The following is a 12239-nucleotide window of genomic DNA, read 5'->3' on the forward strand; positions in this document are numbered from 1 at the left end:
ACTAGTCGTCCTCGGGGCCGAGGAACCGCTGCCGAGCGGACAGGACCTGCAGCTCGGGCCGGGACGACACCAGCCGCTCGCACGCGTCGAGCACATCCTTGACGTGCCCCGCGTCGGCGGCGACCACCGACACCCCGAACAGGGCGCGGCGGTGCAGGTCCAGATGACCGGCCTCGGCGACCGAGACCTCGTACTTGCGCCGGATCTCGGCCAGCACGGGCCGGACCACGGAACGCTTCTCCTTGAGCGAGCGGACGTCGCCCAGCAGCACGTCCAACTCGAGGGCACCGACGAACATGCGCATCACCATGGTTGGACGCCGGCGGGGACCGGCCGGAAGCCGGCCCCCGCCGCACGCCGCTTGATCAGTTGCGGGGCTTCTCCCGCATCTCGTACGTCTCGACGGTGTCGCCGACCCGCAGGTCGCCGTAGCTGCCGAGGGTCAGACCGCACTCGAAGCCCTCGCGGACCTCGGTCACGTCGTCCTTGAAGCGACGCAGCGAGGTGAGCGTGAGGCTCTCCTGCACCACGACGTTGTCGCGGATGAGACGCGCCTTGGTGTTGCGCTTGAGCTCGCCGGACATCACCAGGCAGCCGGCGATGGTGCCGACCTTGGAGGACTTGAAGACGTCGCGCACCTCGGCCCGGCCGAGCTGCACCTCCTCGTACTCCGGCTTGAGCAAGCCCTTGAGGGCCTGCTCGATCTCGTCGATCGCCTGGTAGATCACCGTGTAGTACCGGACCTCGACGCCCTCGCGGTTGGCGAGCTCGGTGGCCCGGCCCTCCGCGCGGACGTTGAAGCCGAGCACGATGGTGTTGTCCGTCGCGGTGGCGAGGTTGATGTCGCTCTCCGTGACACCACCGACGCCGCGGTGCACCACGTGCAGCTCGACGTCGTCGCCGACCTCGATGTTCATCAACGCGGCTTCCAGCGCCTCGACGGTGCCGGAGTTGTCTCCCTTGATGACCAGGTTGAGCTGGCTGGTCTCCTTCAGCGCGGCGTCCAGGTCCTCCAGGCTGACGCGCTTGCGGCGGGACGCGTTGAGGGCGTTGCGGGTGCGGGCCTGGCGGCGCTCGGCGATCTGCCGTGCCACCCGGTCCTCGTCCACGACCAGGAAGGTGTCGCCGGCCCCGGGAACCGAGGTCAGACCGATCACCTGCACCGGACGGGACGGCGTCGCCTCGATGACGTCCTCGTTGTGCTCGTCGACCATGCGCCGGACGCGGCCGTAGGCCCCGCCGGCGACGATCGAGTCGCCCACCCGCAGCGTGCCGCGCTGCACCAGGACCGTGGCCACCGGGCCGCGACCGCGGTCCAGGTGTGCCTCGATCGCGACGCCCTGGGCCTCCATGTTCGGGTTGGCCCGCAGGTCGAGCGCGGCGTCCGCGGTCAGCAGGATCGCCTCCAGCAGCTGGTCGATGTGCAGACCCTGCTTGGCCGAGATGTCGACGAACATGGTGTCGCCGCCGTACTCCTCGGCCACCAGGTTGTACTCGGTCAGCTGCTGGCGGATCTTCTGCGGGTTCGCGCCTTCCTTGTCGATCTTGTTCACCGCGACCACGATCGGCGCGCCGGCCGCCTGGGCGTGGTTGATGGCCTCCACCGTCTGCGGCATGACGCCGTCGTCAGCGGCGACGACGATGACCGCGATGTCGGTGGAGTTGGCGCCACGGGCTCGCATGGCGGTGAACGCCTCGTGACCCGGGGTGTCGATGAAGGTGATGAGGCGCTCGTTGCCTTCCAGGTGCGTCATGACCTGGTAGGCGCCGATGTGCTGGGTGATGCCGCCGGCCTCGCCCTCGTGCACGTTCGCCTTGCGAATCGTGTCGAGCAGGCGGGTCTTGCCGTGGTCGACGTGACCCATGACGGTCACCACCGGCGGCCGGACCACGAGGTCGTCCTCGTCGCCGGCGTCACCGCCGTAGGTGATGTCGAAGGTCTCCAGCAGCTCGCGGTCCTCCTCCTCGGGAGAGACCACGTTCACCACGTAGTTCATCTCCCCGCCCAGCAGCTCCAGGATCTCGTCGGAGACTGACTGGGTGGCGGTGACCATCTCACCGAGGTGGAACAACACCTGCACCAACGCCGCCGGGTTCGCGTTGATCTTCTCCGCGAAGTCGGTCAGCGACGCGCCGCGCGGCAGCCGGATGGCCTCGCCGTTGCCCTTGGGCAGACGGACACCGCCGACGCTGGGCGCCTGCATGTTGTCGAACTCTTGACGCTTCTGGCGCTTGGACTTGCGACCACGACGCGCGGGACCACCGGGACGGCCGAACGCGCCCGCGGCGCCGCCGCGACCACCGGGACCACCCGGACGACCGCCGCCACCGCGGAAGCCGCCGCCACCGGCCGGGGCGCCGCCGCCACCGCCGGGACGGAAACCGCCACCGCCGGCACCGCCACCACCGCCACCACCGCCACCAGGACGGAAACCACCGCCGCCGCCACCGCCCCCACCGGGACGGAAGCCACCGCCGCCACCGCCGCCGCCCCCACCGGGACCGCCACGGAAACCGCCGCCACCGCCGCCGCCACCACCGGGACCGCCACGGAAGCCACCGCCACCGCCGCCGCCACCAGGGCCACGGCCGCCGCCACCAGGACCGCCACCGGGACGGCCACCACCGCCACCACCGGCCGGACGGGCCGGTCGGGGCGGCATCATGCCCGGGTTGGGCCGAGGCGGCATGTTGCCCGGGGTCGGGCGGGGACCGCGGTCCCCGCGGTCGCCGGACGGACGGTCCCCACGCGGGGCCCGTTCCGGACGGCCGTCACCGGGACGCGGACGATCGCCGCCGCCACCCTGCGCGGGCGGGCCGGGACGAGGCCCGGCCGGACGCTGCGCGGGCGCGTTGGAGCCCACACCGAACGGGTTGTTGCCGGGCCGCGGCGCGCGCGGGCCGGGCTTGGGGCCCTGCTGGCGCGGCGGGACCGTGGAGCCGCCGTCCTGTTGCTGCGGCTGCTGCCGCGGGCCGGGACGGGGACCGCTGCCGGGACGGCCGCCACCCTGGCCCTGGCCCTGAGAGGGCCGGGACGGGGCCTGCTGGCCGGCCGACGCGGCGGCCGGGGCCTGCTGCGACGGCTGCTGCTGCGGACGCTGCTGGGCCGCCGGCTCGGGGGCCGGGCTGGACAGCTGCGGCTGCAGAGAAGGCTTCGGAGCGGACGGGGCCTGCGCGGCCGGAGCCGGAGCAGCCTCGACCGGAGCCGGAGCGGCCTCAGCTGCGGCCGGGGTCTCCGCCGGCTTGGGGCCGGGGCGGGGACCCGGACGCGGGCCGGGCATGGGAGGACGCTGGCCGGGGGCGCCGGCCGGCTTGGGGGTGGACGCACCCTGGGGCGCGGAACCGGTCTCGGCCGGAGCCGTCTTCGGCGCCGGCGGTCCCGGGCGGGGGCCGGGCCTCGGCGCGCCGCCCCTGGACTTGGTGTCGCCCTTTTCGTAGGCGTCCCGCAGCCGGCGGGCCACGGGGGCCTCCACCGTCGAGGACGCGGACTTCACGTACTCGCCCTGTTCGGCGAGCTTGTTGAGCACTTCCTTGCTCGTGACGCCGAGCTCCTTCGCGAGCTCGTGCACTCGGGCCTTGCCTGCCACTGCTCTCCTCGTCTAGGGAGGCCGGGCGGCAAAGTCCCGCTCGACCTCGTCCTATCGTCGCGCGATCATGTCTTCAGCTTCACGGCTGACTCATGACGGGTCGACCTGCCTTTTCTACTCATCCACCGCGGGGTCGTCCCGCGACGCACATCCCCCAGCCGCGACCGACTCGATGTGAGCGGTCAGAACCGCGAGATCGAGCGCCGCCGTGACCCGGAGGGCCCTGGGGAACGCCCGACGTCGCTCGGCGGCGCGCAGGCACACCGGATCGGGGTGCAACCACGCGCCCCGGCCAGGCAGCCTGCGCCTCGGGTCGGGGACCACCGTCTCGTCCCTGACCACCGCGCGCAGCAGCTCGGAGTCCGACGCCCTCGCGCGGCATCCCACGCACGTCCGGATGGGACCGGTGGACGGGGGTGCCGGTTCTGAACGACGAACCACAGAAGATTCTATCCCCTCGGACTCACTCTGCCGAACCGGATACCTGACCGGTCGGCGCGACCACCTCGGCGTCGGACTTGATGTCGATGCGCCAGCCGGTCAGCCGGGCCGCCAGCCGGGCGTTCTGACCCTCCTTGCCGATGGCCAGGGAGAGCTGGAAGTCCGGCACCACGACCCGGGCCGTCTTGGCCCGCTCGTCGAGCACCCGAACCGAGACAACCTTGGCCGGGGACAAGGCATTCCCGACGAACGTGGCCGAGTCCTCCGAGAAGTCGATGATGTCGATCTTCTCGCCGGCCAGCTCGCTCATCACGTTGCGAACGCGCGCGCCCATGGGGCCGATGCAGGCGCCCTTGGCGTTCACGCCGGGCACCGTGGACCGCACCGCGATCTTCGAACGGTGACCCGCCTCACGTGCCACCGCCGGGATCTCGACCGTGCCGTCGGCGATCTCGGGCACCTCGAGCGCGAAAAGCCGGCGCACGAGGTTGGGGTGCGTGCGCGAAAGGGTGATCTGCGGGCCGCGGGCGCCGCGGGACACGCCGACCACGTAGCACTTGACGCGCTCGCCGTGCTCGTAGCGCTCGCCCGGAACCTGCTCGGCCGGGGGCAGCACGCCCTCGGTGTCGCCGATCTGGACGACGACCATGCCGCGCGAGTTGGCGCGGGCGTCCCGCTGCACGACGCCGGCGATGATCTCGCCCTCCTTGGCCGCGAACTCGCCGAAGGTGCGCTCGTGCTCCGCGTCGCGCAGGCGCTGGAGGATGACCTGGCGGGCGGTGGTGGCCGCGATACGCCCGAAGCCCTCCGGGGTGTCGTCCCACTCCTCCTCGACCGCGCCGTCCGGGCCGATGTCCTGCGCCAGCACCCGGACCAGGCCGGACTTGCGGTCGATGTCCACCCGAGCGTGCGGCCGGTGGCCCTCGGTGTGCTTGTAGGCGGTCAGCAGTGCGGTCTCGATGGCCTCGATGACGGTCTCGAACGGGATGTCCTTGTCCCGCTCGATGGTCCGGAGTGCGGCGATGTCGACGTTCATTCGGACTCCTCCTGACAGCCGCGCTCCAGCAGCGCCAAATCCTCGACCGGCGGCTGCCGGAACTCCACTTCCACCACGGCCCGCTCGACGGCGCCGTGGGCGAGCGCCCGCAGCTGGCCGTCGACCAGCAGCTGGACCGTCTCGTCGGTGACCCGGCCGACCCGGCCGAGGAACTCGGCCCCGTCGGTCTGCCGCACCTTGACCAGCCGGAACTTCGCCCGCCGCCAGTGGCGCGGCGCGGTCAGCGGCCGGTCGATGCCGGGCGAGGTCACCTCTAGGGTGTACGGGCCCGCGAGCACGTGGTCGTGCTCGTCGAGCGCGGCCGCGACGGCGCGGCTGGCCTCGGCGATCTCGTCGAGTCCGACGCCCTGCTCGCCGTCGACCACCACCTTGACCAGTCGGCGACGCCCAGCCTGCTGCACGTCGAGCAGCTCGAGATCGAAGCCGATCGCCGAGACTGCATCCCGGACGACCGGTTCGAGCTGCGCGGTTATCTCCCCGCGCGGCGCGCTGGACACGTTCTCACTCCCCTGGTCGTTGTTGCTCGGTCGCCACGCGGACGTGACGACATCGACCGGCGATGCCGTTCGCCGGTCGTGGTCGCCAAGCGTATCTCGTCGCTGAGCCGTCCAGACGCACACGGACCGGAGTGGGTCGGGTGATTGCTGGCAAGATGACTCACCGTGACCCCTCAGCTCGGCCGCCGGGCCCTTCTGCGCCTCGGCGCGCTCACGGTCCTGGCCGCGCCCGCCGTCGCCGCGTGCACCCCGACGCCGACCACGCCGCCACCGCCGGACCCGCTGGCCGCACTGGCCGACGCCGCCGCGCAGGACGCCGCCACCGCCCGCGGGCTGGCCGGCAGGTTCCCCGCGCTGGCCGCCAAGTTCCAGCTCATCGCCACCAACCGGGACGCCCAGGCCGTCGCTCTGCGCAAGGAGATCGACCGGGCCACGCCGCCGCCGACCACCTCGTCCGCGGCCCCGTCGAGCCCTCCTCAGGGCACCAGCTACCCCGACCAGGCCGCCGGCGTCGCCGGTATGGCCGCCTCGCTCGGGGCCGCCCAGGACGCCGCCAGCCAGGTCGCGCTGACCGCCCCGACCTACCGCGCCGGGCTCGTCGGCTCCGTCGTCGCCGGCTGCGCCTGCCTGAAGGAGCTGCTCTCGTGACGTCCCCTTCGCCCGACCAGGCGACCGACTCCCTCCAGCAGGCCCTGGCCGCCGAGCACGCCGCGATCTGGGCCTACGGCCTGGCCGGCGCCTTCCTGCCGCCCGCCTCCGACCCCGCGCTGGCCAAGGGCGCAGAGGCCCACACCGCCCGCCGCGACGCCACCATCACCCTGGTCAAGAAGGCCGGCGCCACCCCGAAGTCGGCCGAGCCCGGCTACTCGACGCCCCAGCCGCTGACCAACCAGGCCTCGGCCTTCGTGCTGCTGGTGTCGGCCGAGACCGACGCCGTGGCGGCCTGGCGTTCGGTGCTGGAGCACACCATGGACCCGGCGCTGCGCAAGACCGCCCTGGACGCCCTCACCGACGCCGCCGTCCGCGCCATGACCTGGCGCCAGACCGCCGGCCAGACCCCCTCCACCCCACCCCTCCCAGGCCAGCCCTGAACGCAGGGAAGGACGCCTTACCTGCATGGGCCGCCATGCAGGTAAGGCGTCCTTCCCTGCGTTCAACGAGGGTAAGGCGTCCTTCCCTGCATCACTTGCCGGCGAGGCGGAGGGCGTCGGTGCTGATCTCCTTGAGCTTGGGCTTGTCCTGGTGGCCGTTGACGACGGCGGTCAGCGCGATGGTGGTGACGTCGCCGGTGGTGGCGGCGGCGTAGCCACCGTCCTGGAGCTGGGCGGTGGTGGGCATGCCGGGCACCGCGACGCCGCCGTCCTTGAGCAGGTCGTAGACGTTGCCGGTGTTGTCGCTGCTGGTGATCCGCCGGAGCTGCTCGGCGCCGGCGCCGTCGGGCATCTTCACGTCGACGATGGACACCACGGCGGCGGTGCCGTCGGGCAGGACGGTCGAGTACAGGGACCGGATCAGCTGCTGGCAGGGGTGTTCCTGGAGGAACTTCTGGGTCTGGCTGAAGGCGTGCTGGGCGCAGTTGGTGTCGGTGGCGGGACCGGCGACCCGGGTGAAGGTGTACTTGCCGGCGCTGTTGACCTGGCCGGAGGCGGCCTCGGCCACGCCGGCGACGTGGGAGGGCTGCACACCCCAGAACACGAGCCCGGACAGCACGGCGACGGCGACCAGCCCCAGGCCCTGGAGCAGCAGCTTGTTGCGCCGGTCGGGCGGGGTGGGGCCGCCGCCGGCGGGCTCCGCGTCGTAGAACTCCGGAGGCAGCTGGAACGGCGAGGTGTCAGCCGGCCCGGCCGTCACGGGGGCGGTCCGCCAGGTCGCCTGATCTTGGGGGTACGACTCCGACACAACCAGCACCGTAACGGGTGACCGATTCCGACACGATTCGGAGGCCGGGATTACCGCGCGTCACCGAATCAGGGCCTGGCAGACGAGGTCGACGTCGTCGGGGGTGTTACTCAGCGCGAAGGACAGCCGGACACGGCCGGCTCGCAGCGAGTGGCGGACGCCGGCGGCGGCGAGGCGTTCGGGGTCGGCGTCGACGGAGACGATGGCGGAGTCGCCGGGCGGGAGGCCGAGGCGGGCGAGGAAGTCGTTGGCCAGTCCGACGTTGTGGCGGCGGACGGCCTCCATGTCCAGCGACGCCAGCCACGGCAGGGCCACAGCCGCGCCAACCTGGGCGAACCAGGTGGGTGAGAGGTCGAGGCGGCGGGCGTCGCCGGCCAGCCGCAGCGGCAGGCCGTAGACGGTCTGCCACGGGTCCTCGCCGGCGTACCAGTTGGCGTTGATGGGTCGGGAGCGGTCGAGCACGTCCGGGTGAACGGCCATCCAGGCCGCGCCACGGGGCGCCATCAGCCACTTGTAGCTCGCGCCGATCACGTAGTCGGCCCAGCCCAGGTCGCTCAGCGGCAGCCAGCCCAGCGCCTGCGTCACGTCGAGCACGACGGTGACGCCCTCGCTGTTGCGACGCACGGCCGCCAGGTCGAGCAACGCGCCGTCGCTGGACTGCACCACGGAGGCGGTCAGCACGTCGTGGTCCCGCATGGCGTCCGGGATCTCGGCCAACGGCACCTCGGTGATCTTGATCCCACGGTGCGCCTGCGCCGCGAACGGGAACGTGGTGCTGGTGAATTCGCCGGCCGGCGCCAGCACCCGCGACCCGTCCGGCACGGACGCGGCGGCGATGGCCACCAACTGCGCCGCGCTGGCCCCGATGGCCACACGGGCGGCATCCGTGCCGACCAGCGCCGCGAAGGCCGTCCTCGCGGCCGCCACATCGACGTCGAACCCGGGCGGCACGTCCACGCCGCCTCGCCAGCGCTCCACCGCCGCGGAGACGGCGTCGGCGACGGCGGTGGGCGGGACCCCGATGCTCGCGGTGTTGAGATAGCCGGCAGGGGTGTCGAAGGTCTGGCCGAAGGCTTCGCGCACACCGCCAACCTACGACGCCCGGCACGCTGAGGATGCGAGGTCGCGCCGCGCGGCACGCGCGGCGAAAGTACCGTTCACTGCTGTGCGGAGTGTGGAAATTCAGATCAGGACCGGATCGGCCGAGGTCGTGTACGACCTGACCGGCGACTGCGAGCGATTTTTGGCTGAGGAAGGAGCGGTCGACGGGTTGCTGCACGTCTGGGTGCCGCACGCGACGGCCGGGCTGGCGGTGCTGGAGACGGGCGCGGGCAGTGACGACGACCTGTTGACCGCCTTGGAGAAGCTGCTGCCCCGTGACGAGGCGTGGCGGCACCGTCACGGCACGCCGGGTCACGGCCGGGACCACGTTCTACCTGCGCTTCTGCCGCCGTACGCGACGATCCCGGTGCTGGCCGGGCGGCTGGCGCTGGGCACCTGGCAGTCGATCTGCCTGGTCGACACCAATGTGGACAACCCGGTCCGATCCGTCCGGTTCTCCATGATCAGGGGCTGACGCCGAACGTCTTCTCCCCCATACGAGGGTGATACGAATCACGCGGCATCGGAATTGTCCGGTGAATTCGCATTGCGGGTTAACCCGGCCTTTCCGTCTCTTGCCCGAAACGGCCCAGGACTGGCACCCTTGACGCCGATGTTCATTCCCGTACCCCACCCTTGCGAGGTGCCGTGACCGGCCGGCGCGAACGCACCCGGGGGACAGCGGAGGACCCCGGCCGGACGCCGCTGGTCGGACGCGTCGAAGCGCTGCGCGTGGTGGACAAGACGCTGGACCGGGCCGGCAAGGGCGCCTTCCAGCTGTTGGAGCTGGTGGGCGAGCCCGGGGTGGGCAAGTCGAGGCTGCTGGCCGAGGCGGTCGCGGCGGCCCGCGGCAAGGCGATGCTGACGCTGATGGGCCGGGCCTCGGAGTTCGAGCGGGACGCGCCGCTGGCCGCGCTGGCCGACGCCCTGGACGACCACCTGGAGACGCTGTCGGAGCGGCAGCTGACCCGGCTGTCGGACAGCGAGCGCCGGCTGCTGGGCTCGGTGTTCGCCGGCATCCTCACGGACGTGCCGGCCGAGGCGGCCGACCGCTACCGCCTGTTCCGCGCGGTGCGCAACCTGCTGGAGCTGCTGGCCGAGTCGGGCGGCCTGATGCTGGTGCTCGACGACGTGCACTGGGCCGACGAGAGCTCGGTGGAGCTGCTGGACCACCTGCTGCGGCACGCTCCCCGCGGCCGGATCGTGGTGGCGGTGGCCTACCGCCCCGGCCAGGCTTCCCCGCAGCTGAGCGCCGCCCTGGCACTGGCCCAGCCGACGCGGCGGGTGCGGCTGGACGTGGTGCCGCTGACCGAGCAGGAGGCCGACGAGCTGCTCGGCCCGGACGTCAACCGCACGCGGCGGCAGGAGCTGTACGAGGCCAGCGGCGGCAACCCGTTCTACCTGGAGGCGCTGTCCCGCATGGGCGGCAGCGTGCCGGCGCAGCGGGACACGCTGAACGCGGCGATCCCGTCGATGACGGCTGAGGTGCCGGACACGGTGCGAGCGGCGCTGCTGATGGAGCTGACGAGCCTGAGCGAGCACGGGCAGCTGGTGGCCAAGGCGGCCGCGGTCGTCGGTGACGAGTTCGAGCCGGCGGCGGTGGCGGCAGCCGGCGAGATCGCCGAGGCCGACGCCCTGACCGCGCTGGACGAGCTGGTGGCGCGGGACGTCGTGCGCCCCGACGCCGCGCGGTTCCGGTTCCGGCATCCGTTGGTGCGCAACGCCGCCTACGCCTCGGCCAAGGCCGGCTGGCGGATGGGCGCGCACGGCCGCGCGGCACACTTCTTGCGGGGCAAGGGCGCGCAGCCGCAGATGCTGGCGCACCACGTCGTGAACTCGGCCCCGTTCGGCGACCTCGCCTCCGTGGGTGAGCTTGCCTCGGCGGCGCGGGCCGTGGTCTCACGCGCGCCGGCGACGGCCGCGCACTGGCTGGGCAGCGCGCTGCGGCTGCTGCCGGACAACGACGCCACGCGCCCGACGCGCTGCAACCTGTTGCTAGAGCTGGCCAACGCCCAACTGAGCAGCGGTCAGCTCCGCGAGGGCCGTGAGGCCGCGCGCGAGGCCCTGCAACTGCTGCCGGCCGAGGATCTGGCGCGGCGAGCCATCGCGGCCCGGCTGTGCGCCACGATGGAGCGGATGCTGGGCTCGCGGGAGGCCGCCAAGGCGGTCCTGCTCACGGAGCTGCGCAAGCTGCCGAATCCGCTGGTGGTCGAGGCCGCTCCGCTGTACCTGCGGCTGGCCGTCGAGTACATCGGCACGGGCCAGGCCGCGGAGTGTGCGCGGATGCTGAGCGAGATGGGCAAGCTGGACCACCTCGACCCGGCCACGGCGTTCGCCACGGCGGCGCTGGGCGTGATGCCGGCCTACATCGCCGGGGACATCCCGGGCGCGCTGGATCTGCTGGACGAAGTGGACCGGCTGATGGCCCAGCTGACCATCGCGGAGATCACGCCGTGGATGGACACCACCGCGTGGTTGTGCTGGGCCGAGCTGATGGTCGGCCGGCACGCCCAGGCCCTGACCCGGCTGGACCGCGTGATCGAGATCGCCCGGTCCACGGGTCAGCAGTTCGTGCTGGCGTATCTGTTGGCGGCCAAGGCTTTCGCGCTGGGGCGGCTGGGGCGGCTGGCCGAGGCCGCGCCGGTGGCCGAGGAGGGCTGCGACATCGCGCGGCTGGTCGGCTCCGGCGAGGCGCAGACGATGGCGCTCACCTCGCAGGCGTTGATCCTGGCCTGGTCGGGCGAGTACCCCGCGGCGCTCAAAGCCGCGAGCGAGAGCGCGCTGTGCAACCAGCAGCCCAGCAAGGTCTACTGGTCCGTGCTGTCCGAGTGCGCGCGCAGCCTGGTGCTGATCTACTCCCGTGATCTCCAGGCCGGCCGGCCCGCGGTCGAGGCGGCGTGCGAGGCCTTCGAGTCCGGCGGCGTGCGGGACGAGACGCTGCTGCTGATCTGCCTGGAGGCCATGGCCCACGCCGAGGCCATCGCCGGCAACCCGAGCGCGGGCCTGCCGCTGGCCGACCGGGCCGACGCCATCCGGCACCCCGACCACGAGGTCAACGTGGCGGTCGCGGACCTGATCCGGGCCCACGCGCTCAGCGGCACGGATCCAACGACCTCGGCCAAGCTGGCCCTGCAGTCGGCGGACACGTTGGCCAGCCTGGACTACCGCCTCGAAGAGGGCCGCGCGCGGCTGCGGGCCGGGCAGAGCCTCGCCGCCTCCGGCGACCGCGCCGCCGGCCTCAAGCAGCTGGCCATCGCGGCCGAGCTGTTCGCCACGTCCGGGGCCCGCGGGCTGCACGCCCAGGCCGCCGAGGCGCAGCGGCGGCTCGGGCAGCGCGTGCCCGTGCCGCGGATGGGCCGTCGCCAGGAGCTGCCCTTCGGATTGTCGCAACGGGAGTTCGAGGTCGCCCGGCTGGTCGTGGAAGGCCGCACGAACGCGCAGATCGCCGAGCGGCTGTCGCTGAGCCTGAGAACGGTGGAGACCCACCTGACCCGCGTGTTCGGCAAGACCGGCGTGCCGGCGCGCGGCGGCCTGGGCCGGGTGCTGGGCCCGCATCTCGACCAGAGCTGACGGGCAACCGATCCCGGCCCGGGCGCGTTGTCCGAACGAGACCAACACGGGAAAAACGGTCACGCAGCGGACATGGGCCCCGACCTG

General features: G+C 72.8%; 11 protein-coding genes. 4 read left to right on the plus strand and 7 right to left on the minus strand.

Features of this window, described 5'->3' with window-relative positions:
• Window position 1: 1 nt before the first annotated feature.
• The 5 genes from AB0M73_RS39515 to rimP all read right to left on the minus strand — a co-directional run bounded on the left by AB0M73_RS39515 (window position 2) and on the right by rimP (window position 5582).
• Window positions 2-298 (minus strand): DUF503 domain-containing protein, encoded by a 297-nt coding sequence (locus AB0M73_RS39515; RefSeq protein WP_363902576.1) that lies wholly within the window; start codon window positions 296-298, stop codon window positions 2-4.
• Window positions 299-365: 67 nt separating this feature from the next.
• A complete protein-coding gene (infB, locus tag AB0M73_RS39520) occupies window positions 366-3587 on the minus strand; it encodes a translation initiation factor IF-2 (protein WP_363902579.1) in 3222 nt (1073 codons plus the stop codon).
• 114 nt (window positions 3588-3701) lie between these two features.
• Window positions 3702-4040 carry a YlxR family protein gene (locus tag AB0M73_RS39525; protein WP_363902639.1) on the minus strand — a complete coding sequence of 113 codons (339 nt, stop codon included), beginning with the start codon at window positions 4038-4040 and terminating at the stop codon, window positions 3702-3704.
• A 10-nt stretch (window positions 4041-4050) separates the two neighbouring features.
• Complete coding sequence (gene nusA / locus AB0M73_RS39530; RefSeq protein WP_363902582.1) at window positions 4051-5064, minus strand: transcription termination factor NusA; 1014 nt, start codon at window positions 5062-5064, stop codon at window positions 4051-4053.
• Window positions 5061-5582: a ribosome maturation factor RimP gene (gene rimP / locus AB0M73_RS39535; protein ID WP_363902585.1), complete on the minus strand. Its 522-nt coding sequence runs from the start codon at window positions 5580-5582 to the stop codon at window positions 5061-5063. The genes nusA and rimP overlap by 4 nt, the downstream gene beginning before the upstream one ends.
• A gap of 165 nt (window positions 5583-5747) precedes the next feature.
• Between rimP and AB0M73_RS39540 the strand changes: the two genes are divergently transcribed.
• Window positions 5748-6230: a hypothetical protein gene (locus AB0M73_RS39540; RefSeq protein WP_363902588.1), complete on the plus strand. Its 483-nt coding sequence runs from the start codon at window positions 5748-5750 to the stop codon at window positions 6228-6230.
• Window positions 6227-6673, plus strand: coding sequence for a ferritin-like domain-containing protein (locus AB0M73_RS39545; RefSeq protein WP_363902591.1), 447 nt, complete (start codon window positions 6227-6229; stop codon window positions 6671-6673). Before AB0M73_RS39540 ends, AB0M73_RS39545 begins: the two co-directional genes overlap by 4 nt.
• 91 nt (window positions 6674-6764) lie before the next feature.
• Here AB0M73_RS39545 and AB0M73_RS39550 read toward each other — a convergent pair whose 3' ends face one another.
• Window positions 6765-7481 carry a hypothetical protein gene (locus tag AB0M73_RS39550; protein WP_363902594.1) on the minus strand — a complete coding sequence of 239 codons (717 nt, stop codon included), beginning with the start codon at window positions 7479-7481 and terminating at the stop codon, window positions 6765-6767.
• A 60-nt stretch (window positions 7482-7541) separates the two neighbouring features.
• On the minus strand, window positions 7542-8564 hold the full coding sequence (locus AB0M73_RS39555; RefSeq protein ID WP_363902597.1) for an aminotransferase class V-fold PLP-dependent enzyme: 1023 nt from the start codon (window positions 8562-8564) through the stop codon (window positions 7542-7544).
• Between the two features lie 82 nt (window positions 8565-8646).
• Here AB0M73_RS39555 and AB0M73_RS39560 point away from each other — a divergent pair, with 82 nt between their 5' ends.
• A complete protein-coding gene (locus tag AB0M73_RS39560; RefSeq protein ID WP_043722979.1) occupies window positions 8647-9057 on the plus strand; it encodes a secondary thiamine-phosphate synthase enzyme YjbQ in 411 nt (136 codons plus the stop codon).
• 173 nt (window positions 9058-9230) lie between these two features.
• Window positions 9231-12152, plus strand: a complete 2922-nt coding sequence (locus tag AB0M73_RS39565; RefSeq protein WP_363902601.1) for an AAA family ATPase — start codon at window positions 9231-9233, stop codon at window positions 12150-12152.
• Window positions 12153-12239 lie beyond the last annotated feature (87 nt).

Source organism: Kutzneria sp. NPDC051319, assembly GCF_040682195.1.
GTDB lineage: Bacteria > Actinomycetota > Actinomycetes > Mycobacteriales > Pseudonocardiaceae > Kutzneria.

What these genes read in the sequence shown, in the direction of transcription:
- AB0M73_RS39515 (WP_363902576.1), bottom strand. Translation starts at nt 298, where the DNA reads ATGTTCGTCGGTGCCCTCGAGTTGGACGTGCTGCTGGGCGACGTCCGC.
- nusA (WP_363902582.1), bottom strand. Translation starts at nt 5,064, where the DNA reads ATGAACGTCGACATCGCCGCACTCCGGACCATCGAGCGGGACAAGGAC.